General features: G+C 70.3%; 16 protein-coding genes. 9 read left to right on the top strand and 7 right to left on the bottom strand.

Going from position 1 to position 21,500, the window contains the following annotated elements:
* The first annotated feature begins 84 nt into the window (after positions 1-84).
* Complete coding sequence (locus ACH442_RS38545; RefSeq protein ID WP_396343057.1) at positions 85-1,851, top strand: sensor histidine kinase; 1,767 nt, start codon at positions 85-87, stop codon at positions 1,849-1,851.
* Here the strand turns inward: ACH442_RS38545 and ACH442_RS38540 are convergent.
* Positions 1,838-2,431: a DapH/DapD/GlmU-related protein gene (locus tag ACH442_RS38540; RefSeq protein ID WP_396343056.1), complete on the bottom strand. Its 594-nt coding sequence runs from the start codon at positions 2,429-2,431 to the stop codon at positions 1,838-1,840. The two genes, ACH442_RS38545 and ACH442_RS38540, sit on opposite strands and share 14 nt — an antisense overlap.
* 230 nt (positions 2,432-2,661) lie before the next feature.
* On the opposite strand from ACH442_RS38540, the gene ACH442_RS38535 reads away from it, so the two are divergent.
* From ACH442_RS38535 to ACH442_RS38525, 3 genes are read left to right on the top strand one after another with little or no spacing between them, the layout of a single operon-like run.
* Positions 2,662-3,720 (top strand): Gfo/Idh/MocA family protein, encoded by a 1,059-nt coding sequence (locus ACH442_RS38535; protein ID WP_396343055.1) that lies wholly within the window; start codon positions 2,662-2,664, stop codon positions 3,718-3,720.
* A complete protein-coding gene (locus tag ACH442_RS38530) occupies positions 3,717-4,682 on the top strand; it encodes an NAD-dependent epimerase/dehydratase family protein (protein WP_396343054.1) in 966 nt (321 codons plus the stop codon). Before ACH442_RS38535 ends, ACH442_RS38530 begins: the two co-directional genes overlap by 4 nt.
* An 8-nt stretch (positions 4,683-4,690) precedes the next feature.
* Complete coding sequence (locus ACH442_RS38525) at positions 4,691-5,800, top strand: DegT/DnrJ/EryC1/StrS family aminotransferase (protein WP_396343053.1); 1,110 nt, start codon at positions 4,691-4,693, stop codon at positions 5,798-5,800.
* Between the two features lie 373 nt (positions 5,801-6,173).
* Here ACH442_RS38525 and ACH442_RS38520 read toward each other — a convergent pair whose 3' ends face one another.
* A complete protein-coding gene (locus ACH442_RS38520) occupies positions 6,174-7,913 on the bottom strand; it encodes a hypothetical protein (protein ID WP_396343052.1) in 1,740 nt (579 codons plus the stop codon).
* A 140-nt stretch (positions 7,914-8,053) separates the two neighbouring features.
* On the opposite strand from ACH442_RS38520, the gene ACH442_RS38515 reads away from it, so the two are divergent.
* On the top strand, positions 8,054-9,307 hold the full coding sequence (locus ACH442_RS38515; RefSeq protein WP_396343051.1) for an acyltransferase family protein: 1,254 nt from the start codon (positions 8,054-8,056) through the stop codon (positions 9,305-9,307).
* 892 nt (positions 9,308-10,199) lie between these two features.
* Here the strand turns inward: ACH442_RS38515 and ACH442_RS38510 are convergent.
* Both ACH442_RS38510 and ACH442_RS38505 read right to left on the bottom strand, forming a co-directional pair.
* Positions 10,200-11,414, bottom strand: coding sequence for an MFS transporter (locus ACH442_RS38510; RefSeq protein WP_396343050.1), 1,215 nt, complete (start codon positions 11,412-11,414; stop codon positions 10,200-10,202).
* An 8-nt stretch (positions 11,415-11,422) separates the two neighbouring features.
* The gene (locus tag ACH442_RS38505; protein ID WP_396343049.1) at positions 11,423-12,529 is read right to left on the bottom strand and encodes a DegT/DnrJ/EryC1/StrS family aminotransferase; all 1,107 of its coding nucleotides are present in this window, start codon (positions 12,527-12,529) and stop codon (positions 11,423-11,425) included.
* A 305-nt stretch (positions 12,530-12,834) separates the two neighbouring features.
* Here ACH442_RS38505 and ACH442_RS38500 point away from each other — a divergent pair, with 305 nt between their 5' ends.
* The 3 genes from ACH442_RS38500 to ACH442_RS38490 all read left to right on the top strand — a co-directional run bounded on the left by ACH442_RS38500 (position 12,835) and on the right by ACH442_RS38490 (position 15,935).
* Entirely contained in the window at positions 12,835-13,764 is a 930-nt protein-coding gene (locus ACH442_RS38500; RefSeq protein WP_396343048.1) for a thiamine pyrophosphate-dependent dehydrogenase E1 component subunit alpha, read from the top strand.
* Positions 13,761-14,762: an alpha-ketoacid dehydrogenase subunit beta gene (locus ACH442_RS38495; protein WP_396343047.1), complete on the top strand. Its 1,002-nt coding sequence runs from the start codon at positions 13,761-13,763 to the stop codon at positions 14,760-14,762. Before ACH442_RS38500 ends, ACH442_RS38495 begins: the two co-directional genes overlap by 4 nt.
* 63 nt (positions 14,763-14,825) lie before the next feature.
* Positions 14,826-15,935, top strand: a complete 1,110-nt coding sequence (locus tag ACH442_RS38490) for a biotin/lipoyl-containing protein (protein ID WP_396343046.1) — start codon at positions 14,826-14,828, stop codon at positions 15,933-15,935.
* Positions 15,936-16,212: 277 nt separating this feature from the next.
* Here ACH442_RS38490 and ACH442_RS38485 read toward each other — a convergent pair whose 3' ends face one another.
* The 3 genes from ACH442_RS38485 to ACH442_RS38475 form a co-directional block, all read right to left on the bottom strand.
* On the bottom strand, positions 16,213-17,484 hold the full coding sequence (locus tag ACH442_RS38485) for a lipase family protein (protein WP_396343045.1): 1,272 nt from the start codon (positions 17,482-17,484) through the stop codon (positions 16,213-16,215).
* A 601-nt stretch (positions 17,485-18,085) separates the two neighbouring features.
* Positions 18,086-18,730: a LuxR C-terminal-related transcriptional regulator gene (locus ACH442_RS38480; RefSeq protein ID WP_396343044.1), complete on the bottom strand. Its 645-nt coding sequence runs from the start codon at positions 18,728-18,730 to the stop codon at positions 18,086-18,088.
* Between the two features lie 88 nt (positions 18,731-18,818).
* Positions 18,819-20,072: a sensor histidine kinase gene (locus tag ACH442_RS38475; protein WP_396343043.1), complete on the bottom strand. Its 1,254-nt coding sequence runs from the start codon at positions 20,070-20,072 to the stop codon at positions 18,819-18,821.
* Between ACH442_RS38475 and ACH442_RS38470 the strand changes: the two genes are divergently transcribed.
* The gene (locus ACH442_RS38470) at positions 20,061-21,332 is read left to right on the top strand and encodes a serine hydrolase domain-containing protein (protein WP_396343042.1); all 1,272 of its coding nucleotides are present in this window, start codon (positions 20,061-20,063) and stop codon (positions 21,330-21,332) included. The two genes, ACH442_RS38475 and ACH442_RS38470, sit on opposite strands and share 12 nt — an antisense overlap.
* Positions 21,333-21,500 lie beyond the last annotated feature (168 nt).

Here is a 21,500-nt window from a genome sequence, read left to right as displayed (position 1 = left end):
TGACTGACGGCATGTCGCGATCCTGACGACCTGAGTATCCGTACTCAGGCGCCGCACCACTCGATCACTACGATGGTGATCGACATGAGCGAACGATCGGCGCGGTGGCGGGTGGCCCTGGCCGGCGCCGGCGGCTGCCTGTCGATCGTGGCGACCGTGCCCGGCGGTGGGATCACCCGGACCCTCGCTGTCGTGCTCGCACTGCTCATGGCGCGCCGCTGGCCCGTGGCGCTGATCGCCGGCGGGGTGCTGGCTTCGATGCCACTACTGCTCGTGGGGGTCCTCGGCGCCGCCCAGAGCCTGCACCGGCGGGGCGGCCGGGCCGCGGCCGCGGGACTGACCGGCCTGAGCGCGGCGGCGGTGCTGCTGGCCGGAGCGCACCCCCCGGTGCCGGCCGTCCTGCCGCTGATCACCGTCGTCCCGGCACTGTGGGTGCGGGAGCCGGCCGAGGCGTGGACGGCCGCGCGCGTCCGCCTGATCGTCGCGGCCGCGGCGGCGTCACTCCTGATCACTCCTCCGGCGCTGACCGCTTTCGGCCGGCTCGGTGGGTGGCTGGACGTGCGGGACAGCACCTTCGACCGCTATCCCCTGGCTCGCACCGCCATCGTCGGCGCGGTCGTGCTGGTTGTCGGGCTCTGTCTCGCCGCGGTCACCGGCCGATGGTCGCTCGCCGGGGCCGCGACCGCCGCAACCGTGCAGATCGGAGTCTCGACGCCGCTGGCGCTCTCGGTCGCGTCGCTGCTCCCGTCACCGGCGGCACGCTGGACCGGTGCGCTCGCCGGAGCCGCGATCGGGGCGGTGATCGCCGCGAGCCGGTGGCGGGTCGCGGCGGCGGCCGCGCTCACGGTGAGTGCCGCGACCGCCCTCTTCATCACCTACGAGGCGGCCGGCGGCCACCCCGAGAAGGCGATCGCCCAGCACCGGGTCCTCCCCGCCCTGATCCTGCTGATGCTGACGATCGGGGCGGCGGTCGCGGTCGTCGGCGCGATCACCCCGGTCCTCGCCCCGCGCGGCGCGTTGCCGGCCGCGCTCGGCCCGCTGGCCGGCACTCTCGTCCTGGCCGGTCTGTTCACCACCCAGGTGAGCTTCGTTCGCGGCCGCACCCCGATCGGCTTCACCGCCGAACCGGTCCCGCACATGGTGACCGCGGGATACCTGCTGCTGGTGGCGGCGGCCGCGATCGCCGGGCTGGGCGTCGCCCACCACATCACCGAACGCTGGGCCGAACGCCGGCGGGCGGAGCTGATCCGCCGGGAGGCCGCGGCGGCCGAGCGGGAGCGGCTGGCCCGGCCGATCCACGACGGCGTCCTGCAGGTGCTCGCCCTGGTGCAGCGCGAGGGCGGCGAACGACTGGCCGCACTCGCCGCCGAGCAGGAGGCGGCCCTGCGCAACCTGCTCAGTGGCGGCTCCGCGGGCGCGGCCGGGACGGACCTGCGAGCCGCGCTGATCGGGCTCGCCGGCCCGGTGGTCGAGGTGGCGACGCCGGTCGATCCGGTCGAGCTGGACCGGACCGGCGAGGTGCTCGCGGCGGTGCGGGCGGCACTGGACAACGTGGGCCGGCACGCCGGTCCGTCCGCGCGGGCCTGGATCCTCCTGGAGGACGAAGGAAACGCGGTGCGCGTCACGGTGCGCGACGACGGAGCCGGTTTCGAGGAGTCCCGGCTGGACGAGGCCGCCCGGGCCGGCCGTCTCGGGGTGGCTCAGTCGATGCGGGGCCGGATCAGCGATCTGGGCGGCACCACCACGATTCACAGCCGTCCCGGCCAGGGCACCGAGGTCGAGTTCCGGGTCCCGCGCCGGGCGAAGCAGACAGCGGTCAGGGCGCCCGGCCGCGGGATCACGCCTCGGTGAGCGCGTCCCCCGCCTCGACGTAGGACGCGCCGGTCTCCGGGCAGACCCAGACGCCGTCGCCCTTCGGGGTCAGGGGCTTGCCGGCCTTGCCGACCCAGCCGACGCGCCGCGCGGGCACGCCCACGACCAGGGCGAAGTCCGGCACGTCCGTGGTGACCACGGCGCCCGCCGCGACCAGGGCCCAGCGGCCGACGGTGACCGGGGCGACGCAGACCGCCCGCGCGCCGATCGCCGCGCCCTCGCCGATCGTGACGCCGACCGCGGTCCAGTCGTGGCCGTCCTTGAGACGGCCGTCCGGGGTGACGGAGCGTGGGTACTCGTCGTTGGTGAGCACGGCGGCCGGTCCGATGAACACGCCGTCGGCGAGCTCGGCCGGTTCGTAGACCAGAGCGTGGTTCTGCAGCTTGACGTTGTCGCCGATGGTCACGCCCGGGCCGACGTACGCCCCTCGTCCGATGTTGCAGTTGCTGCCGAGCACAGCGCCCTCACGAATCTGGGCGAGGTGCCAGACCCGGGTGCCGGCACCGATCTCGGCGCGGGGGTCGACATCGGCGGTCGGTGCCACGGTCACGTCGGTCATGAAAAGCCCTTCACGTCAGGTCCGGCACAGGGTAGCGGCCGGCCACCGCTGTGGTTGTCGGGAACTCGACGCGTACCTCTGTTGTGGCCGTTGGTCTAACCGGAACGGCCGAACGGATCGGCTTTCGCCGCCGGGAGCGCGGGATTCCGACCTGGATCTGGCGTCACTCCTAAGGGGATCGATAGCTTGCCAAGGGTTTGCTATGCCCGACCAGAGAAACGGGAAGTCTGTTGAACGCGTCCGAGCCGATCGGGATCGCCGTCATCGGGGCCGGGTACTGGGGCCCCAACCTCGTCCGCAACTTCCAGGCCAGCACGCAGTTCCGGCTGCGCCGGCTCTGCGACCTCGACGTCGAGCGGGCCCGCCGTGTCCTCGGCGGGTACTCCACCGTGCAGGTCACCGCCGACCTCGAGGAGGTGCTCGCCGACCCCGCCGTGCAGGCCGTCGCGATCGCCACCCCGGCCGGGACCCACCTCAAGGTCGCGCTGGCCGCACTGCGCGCCGGCAAGCACGTCCTCGTCGAGAAGCCACTGGCCGCGACGTACGAGGAAGGGCTTGCGCTCGTCGAGGAGGCCGACGAGCGCGGTCTGACCCTGATGTGCGACCACACCTACTGCTACACCCCGGCGGTGCTGCGCATCCGCGAGTTGCTGCACGCGGGCGAGCTGGGCGAACTGCACTTCCTCGACTCCGTACGGATCAACCTCGGTCTTGTCCAGAAGGACATCGACGTGCTGTGGGATCTGGCGCCGCACGACCTGTCGATCCTGGACTTCGTGCTGCCGGACGGCCTCACCCCGGTGGCCGTCGCGGCGCACGGCGCGGACGGGATCGGCGCCGGCCGGGCCTGTGTGGCGTACCTGACGCTGCAGCTGAGCAACGGCGCGATCGCGCACATCCACGTGAACTGGCTGTCTCCGGTGAAGATCCGCACCGCGATCTTCGGCGGGTCGAAGCGGACGCTCGTGTGGGACGACCTGAACCCCAGCCAGCGGCTGGCCATCTACGACCGGGGCGTCGACGTGGCGTCCCCGGACGAGCTCGGCGACGAGCAGCGCCGGGACATCCTGATCTCGTACCGCTCCGGCGACATGGTCGCGCCGGCGCTCACCGAGCGGGAGGCGCTGCGCACCATGGTCGACGAGTACGCACGGGCGATCACCACCAAGACGCCCGCGCTCACCGACGGCCGCTCCGGTCTGCGGGTACTGGGACTGCTGCAGGCGGCGTCCCGTAGCCTCGCCGAGGGCGGCACGATGATCACGATCGACGAAGGGCACATGGCGTGACGGCAGTATCGATCGAGGGCGCGCGCGCCCTGGTCACCGGCGGTGCGGGCACCATCGGCTCGCACGTTGTCGACGAACTCGTCCGTGGCGGCGCCGCGGAGATCGTCGTCCTGGACAACTTCGTCCGCGGCCGGCGGGAGAACCTGGCCTGGGCGTTCGAGAACGGCCCGGTCACGCTCGTCGAGGGCGACATCCGCGACGTCGACCTGGTGCGTTCCGTGACCGCCGGCAAGGACCTGGTCTTCCACCTGGCCGCGATCCGGATCACGCAGTGCGCCGAGGAGCCGCGGCTGGCCAACGAGGTGCTCGTCGACGGCACGTTCAACGTGATCGAGGCGGCCGCCGACGCGGGCGTCACGAAGGTCATCGCGTCGTCGTCGGCGTCGGTCTACGGCCTGGCCGAGGAATTCCCGACGACCGAGCGCCACCACCCGTACAACAACGACACGTTCTACGGTGCGGCCAAGGCGTTCAACGAGGCGACGCTGCGCAGCTTCAAGGCCATGAAGGACCTAGACTACGTCGCGCTGCGGTACTTCAACGTGTACGGCCCGCGGATGGACATCTTCGGTCTCTACACCGAGGTGCTGATCCGCTGGATGGAGCGCATCGAGGCCGGCACTCCCCCGCTGATCCTCGGCGACGGGCTGCAGACCATGGACTTCGTGCACGTCGCCGACATCGCGCGCGCCAACATCCTGGCCGCTCAGGCCGACGTGACCGACGACGTGTTCAACATCGCGTCCGGCGAGGAGACCAGCCTCAAGGAGCTGGCCGCCGCGCTGTCCGCGGCGATGAAGTCCGACCTGGTACCCGAGCACGGCCCGGCGCGCGCGGTCAACGGCGTCACCCGCCGGCTCGCCGAGGTCGAGCACACCTACGAGACGATCGGCTTCCGCGCCGAGATCGGCCTCACCGAAGGCCTGGAGGGTCTCGTCGAGTGGTGGCGGTCCTCGAAGTGATCCCCGTCATGATCCCCATGCTCGGGGAGGAGGAGGCCCAGGCCGCCGCGGACGCCGTCCGCTCCGGCTGGGTCGCCCAGGGGCCGCGGGTCAAGCAGTTCGAGCAGGAGTTCGCGGCAACCGTCGGCGCCGGTCACGGTGTCGCGGTCAGCTCCTGCACCACCGGCCTGCACCTGTCGCTGGTGCTGCTCGACCTGCGGCCCGGCGACGAGGTCATCGTCCCGTCACTGTCGTTCATCGCCACCGCGAACGCGGTCCGCTACGTCGGCGCCACACCGATCTTCGCCGACGTCGACCTCGCCACCGGCAACCTGACCGTCGAGACGATCGACGCGGTCCGCACCCCGCGAACCCGCGCGATCATCGCCGTCCACCAGGGCGGCGTGCCGTTCGACACGGTCGCGCTGCGCAAGGCCGCCGCGGACTGGGACGTCGCCCTCGTCGAAGACGCCGCCTGCGCCGCCGGCTCGACCGCTCATGGTCAGCCGGCCGGCACCGGCGCCGCCGTCGCCGCCTGGTCGTTCCACCCGCGCAAGGTGCTCACCACCGGTGAGGGCGGCATGGTCACCGTCGACGACGCCTCGGTGGCGACACGCCTGCGCCGGCTGCGCGAACACGGCATGAACGTGTCCGCGGCCGACCGCCATGCCAGCTCACAGCCGGTGCTCGAGGCGTACCTGGAAACCGCCTACAACTACCGGATGACCGACATCCAGGCCGCGGTCGGGCTGGTCCAGCTCGGCCGGCTCGCCGGTCTGGTCACGCAGCGTCGCGAACTGGCGGCCAACTATCAGTCGCTGCTGTCCGGCATCGACGGCCTGGTCCCGGTGCGCGACCCCGCTCACGGCCAGACCAACTACCAGTCGTTCTGGGTCCTGATCAACCCGGGATACCGGACCAGCCGCGACGACGTCCTCGCTGAACTGGCCAAACGTGGCGTCTCGGCGCGGCGCGGCATCATGGCGGCGCACCTGGAACCCGCCTACGCCGACGTGACACCCGGGCCGCTGCCGGTCACCGAACGGATCACGCGGGACTCGCTGATCCTGCCGCTGCACCACAAGGTGACCGAAGGCGATCAGAAGTACATCGTCGACGTCCTGCGCGAGCTCGCCTGAGAGTGCTCATAGGCGGGGCCGCGTATTCGGTCCCGCCTATTGGCGCATGAAATTCTTTATTGCCTGTCTCCGCTGTGGTCCGGATCGTCGCTCCCGCGGGGACCCTTCCGGAATTTGCAGGGCCGCGGGCGGCCCAGAACGCAAATCCCGAAAGGGCGGCGTCCGTGGGTGGTCACGCTCAAAAGGACCCACGCGAGGCCGTAACGGGTGCCGAGAAGCAGCGCGAGTCACCCTTTCCATCTGGTTCTCACCGTGGTTATTCGTGCCTCATGACCACGGTGAGAACCAGCGGAGCCGGCGAGGCGCGCCGCGTCCGCGACCAACAGCGGGGCGGCGGCCCCGACGACTCACGCGGGGCTGCACCGGGGACCGGCTACGACGCGGCGGCCAGAACGTTGAGGAGGAAGGCGACCGTGGCCGGCTCGGGGCTGGTCCGGGCGGCCAGGACGTCGTCCAGCCACTGGTCCCGGATCAGGCCGGTCGCGCGCAACGGGGCGGCCGCAGCGGGTTCGGCTCGCAGGTGAGCCACCACCAACGACGCCATCTCCGACGCGCCGAGCTGGGGGCGGCCCTGGCCACGCAGTTTCTGGCGGATCTTGCGGGCGGCTTTCTGGGCTGTCACCCGGTACGCCGCGGTGCGGGCGGCCAGGCCGGGCTTGCCGAGGCGGTTCGGGATCAGGCCGGAGTCCAGCGGGACCGCGGCCAGCGCCGGGTCGAGCAGGGAGATGAGGCGGCCGGTCAGGAGGCCGCCGCGTTTGTCCGACGGAGGGACCGCGTGCGCGAGCTGGATGAAGCGGCGGTCGAACATGGGGTTGATGAAGTGGCGGTTCGCGGCGGCGACCGAGCCGTGGGCGCCTGACCAGCGCTGCATCCGCTGGTAGAGGTAGAAGTGGTCGGTCGCGGCCAGCCACTCCGACGGGTAGCCCTCGAAGGACTCGACGATCAGTGCCAGCGCGGAGGAGCGGGCGGACGCGGCGAAGTCGGGGGCGAGCGCGTCCGGGGTGACGGCCTCGTTGGCGTAGAGGCGCCAGGTCGCGAGCTTCTCGATCAGCCGCGGGCCGGTCACCGAGTTGCCGGGCTGCCCGAAGTAGTAGAACCCGCGACAGGTCTCGCCGCCGAGGCCGGAAAACCGGTGCCCCTGCTCCAGAGCGGCCTCGGCCCTCAGCAACGGGGCCAGGGCGAGGGGGCTGGCCATGCAGTCGAGTTCCCGCGCCGCGCGCAGGGCAAGCGAGAACGCTTCGGCGGGCGTGACCGCCGGGCCGTCGTCCATCCAGTGGACCTGCAGGTTCATGCCGGTCAGGCCGGCGAGGCGGGTGGCGAAGCGGGAGTCGGCGCCGCCGTGCACGTCGAGCGTGAGGGCCGGCAGGTCGCGGCGCAGGCCGGGCGGGATCGCGGCGAGCAGCACGCGGGTGTCCTGACCGCCGGTCAGCTGGAGCACGGACCGCGGGTGGTCGCGCAGGTAGTTCTCGTGGAACTCGCGCATCAGCGCGGCCTGCTCCGTGGCGGCCTCCTCGACGGACGGCGGCCGGCCGTCGACGGCGAGGGACTCCTCGACGTAGCGGTGGAGGGTGACCCGGCCCGCTTCCAGCACCGCGAGGTTGCCGGCCGGGACCTTGCTGACCTCGGCGAACACGGTTCGCAACCCGACCTGCCAGCCGACGAGGCTCTGCACGGCGAGGGCCTGCCGGTCGAGCCCGGCCCCGGCCAGGGCGTGCAGCGCGAGCGCGCTGGTGGAGACGGCGGCGACGCCCGGCCCCTGCCACCAGAAGAGCTGCTGGAATCCGAGCCAATCGGTGGCGGCGACGACCGAGGCGCCGTCGCTGTGCGCGGCACCGAACGGCGGGACCAGTGCGGCCAGCAGCGACCCGTCGGCCTTGACGCCGTCGCGCAGCAGCACCGCGAGGGCCTCGGTGGAGACGTCACCGCCGCGCGTGCGGGCGGCCTTGCCGAGCCGCACGGTGAACGAGCCGTCGTCGACCCGGTCGGTCGCGTCGGGGCCGCCCATCGCGACCCAGCCGGTCGGGGTGCGGGTCACGGCCGGCGTTCCGGCGAGGTGCGCCAGGACGGTGGGGGTCGGAGCGAGCTCCCCGGAAACTGCGAGGAACGACCTCACCGCTCATTTCCAATCATGGTGGGAACCTTAGTCTCCGCAGCGGTCACGAGAATCCGACATTCGGCCCGCATTTCCCGTACCGGCGAGTCGTTCTTCCGACGCTGTGGAATTGACTTCGAGCGACGTGGTCTAATCCTGGGATGCGGGCTCCAATCTGGACGCGGCGGACGGTCGACGCGGCCTTCTCCGGGCCGGAGAACAGTTTCGGTTTTCTTCGCCTGTTGTTCGCCTTCGCCGTGCTGGTCTCCCATTCCCTGCCGCTGGGTTACGGGCGGGAGGATCCGGGTGGCGGGCTCACGCACGGGCAGACCGCGCTCGGCGAGATCGGCATCCTCGGGTTCTTCACGATCTCCGGGTTCCTGATCACGCGCAGTGCCGGACGGGTGTCGCTCCCCCGCTACCTGTGGCATCGCGGCCTGCGGATCCTGCCCGGGCTGTGGGTGTGTCTGATCGTGACGGCGTTCGTCTTCGCCCCGGTCGTCGCGCTGATCGAGCGGGGCACCCTGACCGGGGTGTTCGCCGAGCCGGGTGGACCGTTCGGGTATGTGGTGAACAACGTCGCGATCGCCGTCCGGCAGTACGGGATCTCGGGGCTTCTGCTGGACACGCCGTACGGGAAAATGACCGGAACCTCGGTTTTCGACGGCTCGCTGTGGAGCCTGATGTACGAGGTGCTCTGCTACTTCATGGTGGCCGGGCTCGCGCTGATCGGTGTCCTGAAGCGCGCCCGCTGGGTCGTCGCGGTGCTGGCCGGTGGGCTGTTCGCGCTGATCGTCCGCGATCTCGTGACGGCCCCGCAGATCCCCGGCCCGCAGGGTGACCACGGCCCGTTCCTCGGCATCGGCGGCCTGGACACGTACTCGCTGGTGTATCTGACCTATGTCTTCCTGCTCGGCGCGCTGTTCGAGGTGTACCGCAAGCGGATCGTGCTCAACGACCTCGGCGCGATCGTCGCCGCGATCGTGCTGCCGGCGAGCCTGCAGTTCGGCGGCTTCGACGTGGCCGGCTATCCGGCGTTCGCGTATCTGACGTTGTGGCTGGCCGTCCGGCTGCCGAAGCCGTTCCAGCGGGTCGGGCGGAGGCACGACTACTCCTACGGCTTCTACATCTACGCGTTCCCGGTGCAGCAGCTGCTGGCGCTGCTCGGCGTGCCGGATCTGGGCCTGTTCGCCTACATCGTGATCGCGAGCATCGGCACGTTCGCCCTCGCGATCCCGTCGTGGCATCTCATCGAGCGCCCGGCGATGTCACTCAAGCACTGGAGACCGCGTCAGCGCACGACCGCCGGCGACCAGGCGTCGGGGATGAAGATCGACGGAGATCCGGTGCCGTCGGCCGGGACGACCCAGACGTCGCTCGCCGAGGGGCCGTCGCCGGAGCGGGGCAGGCCGTAAAGGACGCGCTGGTCGTCGAGCCACTCGATCTGGTCGTCGACGCTGTGCTTCTCGGTGAGCAGCGTGGACTTCCCGGTGGCGAGGTCGTGGACGGCGATCATCCACTGGCCTTCGGGCTGCCCGTTGCGCGTCTTGAACGCGACCCGCGTGCCGTCGGGTGACAGCGACGGGCATTCCGCGTCCTCGCGCAGGGCCGTCAGTGTCCGCTCGCGGAGGCTGCCACGGACGAGCCACGTCTTGTCGCCCGACGCGGCGGTCGCGTAGAAGTGGTCGTCGTCGCCGGCGAACGTGACGCCCCACAGGTTGCGGTTCTGGGCGGTGGTGCGCCTGCCACCGACGTACAGCTGGAAGTCGGTTTCCAGGTTGAGGCTTTTTCCCCCGGCCAGGGGCGTCAACAGCGTCTCGGTGGAGAAGTCGCCCGGCGACGAGTAGGCGTGACCGGACACGAACGTCGTGGTCGCGGCCCAGCTGCCGTCCGGCGAGAGGCGGGTGCGGCTCGGCACACCGTTGAGCGGCAGCTCGGCGCGCACCGCCCAGTTCTGATCAAGAACTTCTGCTGTGTACGTCGTGACCAGGCTCGGCTTCGAGTACATGCACACGGCCTCGTCGCGGTGGGCGTAGACGCGATCGCAGGCCACTGTCGTGAACGCGCGTGGCCCGTCAGGATCGGTCAGCGGCACCATCGCCACCGTGCCGTAGTCGTTGCCGATCGCCGTGCTGCGGAACACCACGTGCGGCTCGGCAGTGACCGTGGTCAGGTCGGCCGTCGGCACGGGGTGCGCGGCGGCGACCTCGTCGGCGTGCTTCTCCCGGGTGTGCAGAATCGACCAGACCGTGCCGCCGATCGCCAGCACGAACACGACGGCGAACGCCGCCAGCCGGGAACGCAGGTTCACTTGTCGATGCCCTTCAGCAGCCACCCGGACACTCCGATGCCGGCGACAAGGAAACCAGCGGCCAGGTAGAGCGCGTGCTGCGGCCCCATCGTCTCCCACAGTCCGGCGAAGGCGAGCGAGACAGCGAAGCGGGCGAGCACCACGACGGTCTGCGCGGCGGCGATGCCACTGCCCCGCGCCGCGGCCGGGACCCGCTTGCTGATCAGGGCCGGCAGCACACCGTCGGTCGCCGCGTAGTAGGCGCCGAGCAGGCCCAGCGCGACCAGTGTCGCGATCAGGCCACCGCTGGAACCACCCGCGACCAGGTACGTCACCAGCAGCGCGGCATGCCCGCCGAGGAACACCTTCGCGCGGCCGACCCGGTCGGAGAGCCGGCCCAGCGGAATCGCGAGCGTGAGATAGACGAGGTTGGTGCCGACGTACATCAGCGGGAACCAGCGGGCCGCGAAATCGCCACTGTGCTGCAGCGACAGATAGAGAAAGCCGTCGCTGACCGTGAACAGGCCGAGCAGCCCGGCCGCGACCAGCGGCTTGCGCAGTCGCGGACTCGCCAGTTCCTTGACCAACCGCTTCGCGGCCAGACCCCCGCCCGACGTACGGAGATCCGGCACGAACAGCACCAGCACGGTGACACCAAGCAACCCGAACGCGAACGACGCCACGAACACCGACGAGTAACCACCGGGAACGAGCAGGAGCAGACCGAACGCGACGAGCGGGCCGAGCGCGGCACCGATCGTGTCCAGGGTGCGGTGCACGCCGAACGCCCGGCCCAGCATCGACGGCTCGGAGGCGTCGGCGATCAGCGCGTCCCGCGGGGCGGTGCGGAAACCCTTGCCGAGGCGGTCGGCGGTGATCACACCGGTGATCGCGGCGAAGCTGTGCGCCGGGATCAGGGCGACGCGGCTGAGGGCGGAGATGCCGTAGCCGAACACGGCGACCCACTTGGGGCGGCTCGTCCGGTCGTTCAGGTAGCCGCCGAAGATCCGCACCAGGGCACTGACACCCTGGTAGAGGCCGTCGACGACGCCGTACGCGAGCAGGCTCAGACCGAGCTCGGCGGTCATGTAGAGCGGCAGGACCGCGGTCACCATCTCCGACGAGATGTCGGTGAGCAGGCTGACCACGCCGAGCAGGACGACCGTCGTGGCCACCCTCGCCTTGGGACCGGCCTGCTTGCCGGCCGGCCGGTCCCGGATGGTGATGTACACAGTGTTACCTAGCTGCTCAGGGCCGCTTTCAGCGCGGCGGCGGTCTGCTCCTGCTGGTCCACGGTGATCTGCGGGTAGAGCGGGAGCGAGAGGATCTCGCCGGCGACCTGCTCCGCCAGGGGGAAACTGCCGGCCGGGTACTTCTCGTCGGCGAAGGCGGGCGTCAGGTGCAGAGGGTACGGGTAGTGGATGCCGGCGCCGACACCCGACTCGTGCAGCCTGGCCAGCACCGCGTCGCGGCGCGACGGTCCACCCGGGACGCGCACGACGTAGAGGTGCCAGACGTGCTCGTTGCCCTCCAGAGTGGCGGGGAGCACGACCTCCACGTCGGCGAGCAACTCGTGGTAGCGGGCGGCGGCGGCGCGGCGCTGCTGGTTCCAGGTGCCGAGCCGGGCGAGCTTGGCCCGCAGCACGACCGCCTGGAGCGCGTCGAGGCGCGAGTTCACGCCGACCAGGTCGTGGACGTATTTCTGGAGACCGCCGTGGCTGCCCAGGGTCCGTACCGTAATCGCTTGATCGTGATCGGGGGTCAGCACCGCGCCGGCGTCACCGTAGGCACCCAGGTTCTTGCCCGGATAGAAGCTCGTGGCGGCGATGCCGTCAGCACCCGCGCCGCGGCCGTGCCGCAGCGCACCCTGGGACTGGGCGGCGTCCTCGACGACCTTTACTTCCGCGGGAAGGATCTCGCGCAGCTTTGCCGCGTCGGCCATCTGACCGTAGAGGTGGACCGGGACGACAGCCTTCGTCCTCGAGGTGACCGCGGCGACCATCTTGTCCACGTCGACCAGGTAGGTCGCAGGATCGATATCGGCCAGGACGACGCGAGCACCGATCCGGGCGACCGGCTCGGCCGTGCCGACGAACGTGTTCGCGGGGACGACGACCTCGTCACCCGGGCCGACGCCGGCCGCGCGCAGGGCCAGCTCGACCGCGTCGGTGCCGTTCGCGACGCCGACGACGTGCGCCGCGCCGGAGAACTCGGCGAACTCGCGCTCGAACGCCGCGACCTCGGGACCGCCGACGAACCCGGTGGTGGCCAGCACCCGCTTGAAGCCGGCGTCGACCTCCTCGGCGACCTCGGCGTGGGCGGCTTGCAGATCGACGAGCGGAATCATGTCTGTGTGCGCTCCCGGATGAGAAGTCTGGAGTGGACGGACGCTACTACCGGGAGGGCCCCTGCGGCAGTGCTGTGACGGCTATCCGGCAGGCCGGTCTTCGTCACGGTACGTCGTCGTCGGCTCGTCTACTGTAGTCAGCGCCACACGCGGGCCGGTGCCATCCGTTGGGTGGGGCAGACCGGCCGTTCGGCTCGTATTCGACGATCCCCGTCGGCTCCACGATGGCTGAAGGTGTCTCCAACGGAACCCTGAGCATCGGTAGGGTCGGGCGCGATGGATCACCGCCCTCGGGGAGGCTCTTCATGACGACGGCGCTCGCGCCGGCGCGGTCCGACCAGCGGCTCACAGGAGTCACCGGCGAACCGCTCGACCACCGGCGATACCGGCGAATGCGGTTCATCCGCCGGTTCGAGGAGACGCTGCTCCAGCTCTTCGAAGAGGGTGCGTTGAACGGGACCACGCACGCCTGCATCGGGCAGGAGGCGGACGCGGTCGGCGTCGTCGAACACCTCACCGAGGGCGACCACATCTTCAGCAACCACCGCTGCCACGGCCACTACCTGGCCCACTCCGGTGACGCGCTGGGGCTGATGGCCGAGATCATGGGCAAGGAGGCCGGCGTCTGCCGCGGCCTCGGCGGCAGCCAGCACATCTGCGCGCCCGGCTTCAAGTCCAACGGCGTGCAGGGCGGCATCGTGCCCAACGCGGCCGGGATCGCCCTGGCCAACCAGCTCTCCGGCACCGACGCGGTCAGCGTCGTGTTCATCGGCGACGGGACGCTCGGCGAAGGCGTGGTCTACGAGACGCTGAACATGGCGTCGCTGTGGAAACTGCCGCTGCTGGTGGTCTGCGAGGACAACCGGTGGGCGCAGAGCACGCCTCTCGCGGCGAACATGGCGGGTTCCTTCGCTTCACGCTTCTCCGCGTTCGGTATTCCGGTGACCGAGCTGGCCGGCACCGACGTCGCCGAGATCAGTGCCGCGGCCGGTGAGGAGATCGCCGCGGTCCGCTCCGGATCCGGGCCCCGGGTGCTTCTCCTCCACACGTATCGGCTGTGTCACCACTCCAAGAGCGACGACGAGCGGCCGCAGGACGAGATCGACGCGCACTGGCTGGTGGAACCACTGGTCGTGCACGGGCGGCGCCTGGCCCCTTCGGACCTCGCGCGGATCGACGACGAGGTGGAGACCGCGCTGGGCGAGGTCGTGGCGACGGCGAGGGCCCTGCCGTGATCTTCGCGAAGGAGCTCGGGGACACGCTGCGGGGCGCGCTCAGCGACGACCAGCGAGTCGTTCTGCTCGGGGAGGACATCGCCGATCCGTACGGCGGGGCCTTCAAAGTGACCCGCGGCCTGTCGACCGCCTTCCCGGCCCGGGTGCGGACCACGCCGATCAGCGAAGGAGCGATCGCCGGGGTGTCGGCCGGGCTCGCGCTGGCCGGGTACCGCCCGATCGCCGAGGTGATGTTCGGCGACTTCCTGACGCTGATGTTCGACCAGGTCGTCAACCACATCACCAAATACCAGACGATGTACGCCGGTCAGGCCACCTGCCCGGTGATCATCCGCGCGGCGACCGGGGGGCATCGGGGTTACGGGCCGACGCACAGCCAGAGCCTGGAGAAGCACTTCCTCGGCGTGCCGCATCTGCGGGTCGTGGCGGCGTCGCTCTACCACGACCCGCGCGTGGTGTTCGCGGACTTCCTGTCGCGGGACGAACCGGTGCTCTACGTCGAGCACAAGCTGCTCTATCCACAACACCTGACCCTGCCGGTGAACGGGATGGTCGGGGATCTGACGGCCACCTCCTCCGGCATGCTGCCGACGGTCCGGCTGTCGGCGGTGCCGGCCTCTGAATGCTCGGTCACCGTGCTGGCCTATGGATACCAGGCTCATCTGGCGGCCAAGGTGGTCGAGCGGCTGGCCATGGAAGAGGAGATCTTCGCCGAGCTGGTGGTGCCGGCGCAGATCGCGCCGATGGACTGGGAACCGGTGCTCTCGTCGGCGGCGGCGACCGAGTCGCTGGTGACCGTCGAAGAGGGTGCTGACGGGTGGTCGTGGGGCGCCGAGGCCGCGTCCGTCGTCTCGCGCGAGCTGTTCGGGCGACTGCGCCGGCCCGTCAGCGTGGTGGCCAGCGAGCCGACCATCATCCCATCGTCGAAGACCAAGGAATCGGCCGTTCTCGTCGGCAGTGCCCGGATCGAGGCGGCCATTCGTGCGGCCGCTCGCTGAACAGTGGGACCGGCTACGGCCGTACGCCGAAATCGTTTTTTTGCCTGAATTAGGAGACCTGCAGTGAATCCGGTTCTGGTTCCCACCAACGACGTCAACAGCGAGCACGGCATCCTCGTGATGTGGTTCGCCGAGGACGGTGCCGAAGTGGAGAAGGACGAGCTGCTCGCCGAGGTGGAGACGAGCAAGGCGGTCCTCGAGGTGGTCGCTCCCGTGGCCGGGGTGCTGCTGCACGGGGCGGCCAAGGGAACCGAGGTTCCGCTGTCGCAGCCGATCGCGCACCTGTTCGCCTCGCCCGCCGCCCGGGACGCCTTCGTGGTCGAGCAGGCCTCGGCCGCCGCTGCCGCACCTGCCCCGGACGGCCCGCGGGCTACGGTCAAGGCCCGGGAGCGCGCCGCTGAACTGGGCGTCGACCTGGCCACTCTCGGCCTCGACCGGTTGATCACGGTCAAGGACGTCGAGGCTGCGGTGGCTGTCACTCCGGTGGAGAATCTCCCCTCGCCGCTGGCCGGGGCGCCCGGACGGCAGCGGATCCTGATCATCGGGGCGGCGCTCGGTGCCACCCAGGTGCTGGACATCCTGGCCGGGAGCAAGACGCAGCAGGCCGTGGCGATCGTGGACGACGACTCCTCCCGATGGGGGGCGTCGGTGCACGGGGTGCCGGTGGTCGGCGGCTCCTCGCTCGTGGGCTCGCTGTTCGCGGACGGCTCCTACGACGCGGCGATCATCGCGATCGGGCGGTCGCCGGCCGTCCGCGCTCGATTCCGGGCGCTGTGCACGGACGCCGGCGTGCCGCTGGCGAACGCGATCGACCCGACAGCGAAGATCGCCACCGATGTGACACTCGGGCAGGGGAACATCGTGTGCGCGTTCTGCCACATCGCGACCGGGGTCCAGGTCGGGGACAACAACTTCTTCTCGGCGTACAACTCGTTCGACCACCACAGTGTGATCGGCTCGGACAACGCGAGCGGGCCGTCGGTCGTCACCTCGGGCAAGGTGACCATCGGGTCCCGGATCCGGTTCGGCACCGGAATCTACATCGAGCCGGACGTGGTCATCGGGGACGACGCGGCGATCGCCTCAGGCGCGGTGATCGTGAGTTCGGTGCCGGCTGAGCACGCCGTCAAGACGAAGATCGTGACGACGACGGTCGTGCCGCTGCGTCGCTGATCGTTTCCGGTCGCGGCCGCGCCTCGCGCCTGGGTCTTGCTCGGGCTTTCCTTGGGCTCGGCCGCGACTTGCCCGGTCTCCCCAGCTTCTCTGGGCACGGCCGCGACTTGCCCGGCCTCCCCCGGGCTTCTCCGGGCACGGCCGCGACTTGCCCGGCCTCCCCCGGGCTTCTCCGGGCACGGCCGCTCTACTTTTCAAGTGCGGGCGGGCCACAGCGTCGGGTGGTCGGCGCGCGGACGCGTGGCGGGACGTTGCCGCGGCCCGCCACGCGTGCCGGTCACGGCTGCAGCGACAGCAGCGCGCAGGTGGAGACGGCCGGGACGCCGGCCAGACGCCGGTCGAGCCAGTCGACCGCGGTGCCCTGATCGGTCAACAACGGACCGAAGTGGTTGATCAGCGGACTGATCGTCGGAACCAGCACCACCGGCGCGTAGACGACCCGGCCACCCAGCGAACACCAGTTCGCCGCCATCGTGCGAGCCTGACCGTGCGGAACCAGGTTGTCGCCGGTACCGGTCGCGACACGGACGATGCCGGCCGGCTTGCGGGTCCCGATGAGCTGGTCATCGATGAACGACTTCAGCTCCGGCTCGGCCTTGATGATGTCGGTGACCGACTGCCCGGTCGTCGTCCACGACGCGCTCTTCTTACCGGCATAGTTCAAGATCGCGTCGCCGACACACATGAAGGACAATTTCTTCAGTACGGCACGTCCGCTGTCACTGAGATAGCGATCGAGGACCGACTGCAGCCCGGGCTCCGACTGGGCGAACCCGTTGATGGACCAGCCGAGTGCGCCCGCCAGTTCGCTGCCGTCGATGCCGGCCGTCACCGCAGCCAGGTTCGCCGGAGGTGCACCCGAGTAAGTGGCGGTGACCTTGACATCCGGGGCGTAGGTCGACTGCAACTCCGCCGCCGACGCGACCGCTCCGCCGCCCTGGCTGTAGCCGTACAGGCCGACCAATGACCTCGCGGTGATCGACGTGCCGGTCAGGGCGCGGGCGGCCCGGGCGGCGTCCAGCACCGCATGGCCCTCGTCGACCCGATTCACGTACGTGTGCAGGCGATCCGTGGTGCCGAGCCCCACGTAGTCGGTCTGGACGACGGCGATGCCCTTCGCGAGCAGCCGGTACATGGCCAGCACCTCGTAGCCGATCGACAGCGTCAGCTGATCGTTCTCGGTCCCGATGATCAGGCCGCGCTGCAGGGCCAGGGAGGTCGAACACTGGTCGCCCTGGCCCATCGTGCCTGGTGCCAGCACGACCAGCGGCCGTGCGCCGCCGCCGGACCAGGGGGCGGCCGGTTCGACGTATGCGCCGGTGACCGCGACCGGTCCGCCGTTGGAGTCGGTCGACTTGTACATGATTCGGGTGGCGGTGCCCGGCAGCGTGCCGGTGATGCCGGGCAGCGACAAGGCGAGCGGGAGCGGCTCGCTGCGGATCAGCGCTCCGTCGGCCGCCGGCAGCGTCGCAGGCGGCGTGTAGAACGCAGGAATGGTGACGGCGGCTTGCGCCGGTGCGGAAGCGCCGACCGCCGCAGCAGTCGTCACGGCCGCCAGTGCAGCGAAAAAGCGCAGGCGAATGGGCATGTCCGGCCTCCGGTGGAGTTGGCTCGGCTCTGGTTACCGGACGGTAACTATCGGAACCGAGACATTCCAGATGCCTGACTTCTCACTCCGTCGCCCTGAAACGCCACAGCGCAGCGCAATACAGCCCAGCGCAGCCCGGCTACAGAGCGCCCAACCCGCTGTGACGCGCCCCAGCCCGACGCCCGGCACGGCGCAGCCCCGCACAGCGCGCCGCGACCCGCCGTGACGCGACGCAGCCCGGCGCGCGTCACAGCGCGCCCCCGACCCGCCGTGACCCGCCCCAGCCCGACGCCCGGCACAAGCGCAACCCGGCACAGCGCGCCCCCAACCCGCCATGACGCGCCCCCGACCCGCCGTGACCCGCCCCAGCCCGACGCCCGGCACAAGCGCAACCCGGCACAGCGCGCCCCCCAACCCGCCATGACGCGCCCCAGCCCGACGCCCGGCACAAGCGCAGCGCTACGCAGCCCGGCGCCCGGCCCGGCGCGGCTCCGCACCCGGCGAGCCCGAGCCGACGCGGGCTGCGGCAGCAATGCGGCCCTTACGGGATGGCAGGCCTGCGCTATTGCTGCAGATAGTGCAGGACCGCGAGCACCCGACGATGATCGTTGGACGAAGACGGCAAGCCCAGCTTGGTGAAGATGCTGGTGATGTGCTTCTCGACCGAACTGTAGGCGAGCACCAACTGTTCACCGATGGCGATGTTCGACCGGCCTTCGGCCATCAGCGCCAGCACCTCACGTTCCCGAGGTGTCAGACCGGCCAAGTGCCCGGATTGGCGGCTGGCAGCGAACATCTGAGTGACCACTTCCGGGTCGAGGACGGTCTCACCCCCGGCCACTCGAGTCAGCGCGCCGATGAAGTCGCTGACGTCGGCGACCCGGTCCTTCAGCAGATACCCGACCTTCTGCGCACCGCCGGCCAGCAGGTCGGCGGCATACCGCGTCTCGATGTACTGCGAGAAGACGAGCACTCCGATCTCCGGAAAGTCACGGCGGATGGCGATTGCCGCGCGCAGACCCTCGTCCGTGCGGGTCGGAGGCATACGAACGTCGGCGATCACCACCTCGGGCCGGTGCTCGGCGACAGCGGCCAGCAAATGCGTCGCGTCGGGCACCGCGGCGGGCACGGAGTGTCCACGGCTGGTCAGGATGTGGGTCAGGCCGTCGCGAAGCACTGCCGCGTCCTCGGCGATCACGACGCGCACAGCAGCTCCACGGTGTGGACGAACGGCGTCGCCGGAACTCCGGCAACCGGGACACGCTCGGCGGCTCCGGACCGACGGCTGTTGGGCATCACGACTCGCACGGCAGTTCCACCGTCACCACGGTAGGACCCCCGACCGGACTGCTGATGACGAGTCGCCCGTCGACGGTACGGACCCGGTCGGCGAGACCGGCAAGGCCGCCCCGTGCCTCGGCGCCGCCACGGCCGTGATCGGTCACTCGCAACCGCAACCGTCCGTCGTCCTGTTCGACGCCGATCGCGGCGCGCGGTGCTCCGCTGTGTTTGGCAACGTTGGTCAGCAGCTCCGCGATGCAGAAGTAGGCGATGGTCTCGACAGCCGGCGACGGTCGCCGGGCAATCGCGACGGTCAGATCGACCGCCACCGGACTACGAGCGGCCAGGGTCGCCAATGCGGCGTCCAGACCGCTGTCGAGAATCGGCGGGTGGATGCCGCGAACCAGGTCACGCAGCTCCACCAGGGCTGCTTTGGCGTCGCGGTGCGCACTGACCACCAGCTCACGTGCCTGCGGGTCCGCGTCACTCTGCTCCAGGTGCTCCTTGGCCGCGCCCAGGTTCATCGCCAGAGCCACCAGCCGGGCCTGAGCGCCGTCGTGCAAGTCGCGCTCGATGCGCCGCAGGGCAGCGGCAGATTCCTGCACTGCGAAATTCCGGCTGGCCTCGAGCTCGCGGACCCGCTCATCCAGCCGGCGCGCGTCGAGCAGGTCGGTGACGAGCATGCGATCCAGTGTCAGCACGGCTCGCAGGGCGAACGGTGCGAGCAGCAGCAGGAGGGCACCGATCGCGGCTGTCAGAAGCGCTCGTGGCCAGGAGTCCAGGTAGACGTCACCGGGCAACGGCAAACCGGCCCGGAGCACGCCGACGGCATCGGCCTGCCGTGGGATCAGCCGCCACCAGACGGGATAGGTCAACGCAGCCAGGCCATATCCGTAGCCGGCAACGACAACCGCCAGGGACAGCACGGAGATCGGCGCCTTCAGAACCAGATAGGCCACCGCGCGCCAGGCGGCCCGGTCCGTCAGCCCCGCTCGGACCCAGCCGGTGAGACCGGAACCGGCACGTGCGGGTGGAGGTGGTGCCGTGGTCGTCACGCCGAGGAGACGTCTGGCAAGCGCTCGATGCAACTGGCCGAAGAGCCGGGCGCCGCGGAGACCGGCGCTGAGCAACGGCAGGCCGACGACGGTGAGCGACAGCAGAGCGCCACCGGCGACGACATACGCCGTGTAGGCCAGGCCGGCCAGTCCGAGGGGGACACCGACCAGGGCGTAGAGCAATTGGCGGAGTGCGCGTGCGTGGGCGGGCATGCATCCAGGATGGATGATCGTCGGCCGGCGCGGCAGCCGGTAGTCCCCCGTCTCACCACCGGGTTGTCCCCGGGGTCAAAGACGGGGGTTCACCTGGTCGAATCCGCGCGTCGGCCCCGGCAGAGTCGGCACGGACAGATTCACCGACCGAAGGACGACAGAGACATGTCGAGCAGCAGAGTGAAGAGGACGGTCTGTGCCGTCGCAGCACTGACCGTGTCGATGGCTGGTGGCAGCACCGCGTATGCAAGCGAGCCGCCACCGCGGGCGGCAGTGCGCCAGGCCCTTGACGATGCGGTCGCCGCCGGCAATCCCGGGGTGATCGCGCTCGTCCGGCAGGACAGGCAGCGATGGCAGCTGGCCGCAGGGATCGCCCGGCCGCAGGACCACTGGCGGATCTACAGCAACACCAAGTCCTTCGTGTCGACCGTGCTGCTGCAGCTCGTCGCCGAGCGCCGTCTCAGCCTCGACGACAGCGTGGAGAAGTGGTTACCCGGCATGGTCCGGGGCAACGGCAACAACGGAAGGCTGATCACCGTCCGGCAGCTGCTGAACAACACCAGCGGCATCTACGATCCCGAGATCGGCACCGATCGGGGCGGTGAGACGCCGCAGGAGGTGATCGCCGCCGCGATGGCGCATCCGCCTGTGTTCCCACCCGGGCAGGGCTGGGACTATTCCAACACCAATTACCTGCTCGCCGGAATGATCATCGAGAGGGTGACGCACCATCGGGCGGATCAGGAGATCCGCCGGCGCATCATCGAACCGCTCGGGCTGACCGAGACGTCGTTCCCGCTCGACGATCCGACTCTGCCGAGGCCGTTCCTGCGTGGCTATGACTTGAGCTACCGCGATGTCACCGAGTTCAATCCGTCCGGCGAGTGGACCGCAGGCGCGATGGTCTCCACCGTCGCTGATCTGGCCCGCTTCGACACGGCACTGTTCGGCGGCCGGCTGCTGCCGCCGGCTCAGCAGCGCGAGCTCCTGACGACTGCGCCCGGGAAGAACTACGCGCTGGGCGTCCAGCAGGTCACGGTTCCCTGCGATACCGGGGATGTCCAGGTATGGGAGACCGACGGCGGTGGCCCTGGTTACAACAGTCTGTCGATGACCAGCACGGACACGTCACACCAGCTGGTCCTGGTGGCCGATGTCTTCGATCTGGAGATTTCCGAGAAGCACGACCCAGCCCACCCGGCGATCCCGGATGCCCGCCCGGCCTTCTACTCAGCAGTCACCGCCGTCTTCTGCCCCTGAGCGTCGGGCTCAAGCTAAAGACAGGCGCCAGAAGGGGGCATGAGTGGAAGACGAAGACTGCCACTCTCGGCATGAGGGGCAGCCTTCAGGAGTCGGCACATGCCGACGACTCGATGAGGACACCGCCAGGGCGCGCCGTCCGGGGGGCAACGCCGAGCGCGGCGCGAG

This window comes from Actinoplanes sp. NPDC020271 (assembly GCF_044388125.1).
Taxonomy (GTDB): Bacteria; Actinomycetota; Actinomycetes; order Mycobacteriales; family Micromonosporaceae; genus Actinoplanes.
The sequence above is the reverse complement of the archived record's forward strand: the minus strand, read 5'-3'. Positions and strand labels throughout refer to the sequence as shown.

What these genes read in the sequence shown, in the direction of transcription:
- ACH442_RS38475 (WP_396343043.1), bottom strand. Translation starts at nt 20,072, where the DNA reads ATGCCCGCCCACGCACGCGCACTCCGCCAATTGCTCTACGCCCTGGTC.
- ACH442_RS38515 (WP_396343051.1), top strand. Translation starts at nt 8,054, where the DNA reads ATGCGGGCTCCAATCTGGACGCGGCGGACGGTCGACGCGGCCTTCTCC.
- ACH442_RS38545 (WP_396343057.1), top strand. Translation starts at nt 85, where the DNA reads ATGAGCGAACGATCGGCGCGGTGGCGGGTGGCCCTGGCCGGCGCCGGC.
- ACH442_RS38525 (WP_396343053.1), top strand. Translation starts at nt 4,691, where the DNA reads ATGATCCCCATGCTCGGGGAGGAGGAGGCCCAGGCCGCCGCGGACGCC.
- ACH442_RS38540 (WP_396343056.1), bottom strand. Translation starts at nt 2,431, where the DNA reads ATGACCGACGTGACCGTGGCACCGACCGCCGATGTCGACCCCCGCGCC.
- ACH442_RS38505 (WP_396343049.1), bottom strand. Translation starts at nt 12,529, where the DNA reads ATGATTCCGCTCGTCGATCTGCAAGCCGCCCACGCCGAGGTCGCCGAG.
- ACH442_RS38500 (WP_396343048.1), top strand. Translation starts at nt 12,835, where the DNA reads ATGACGACGGCGCTCGCGCCGGCGCGGTCCGACCAGCGGCTCACAGGA.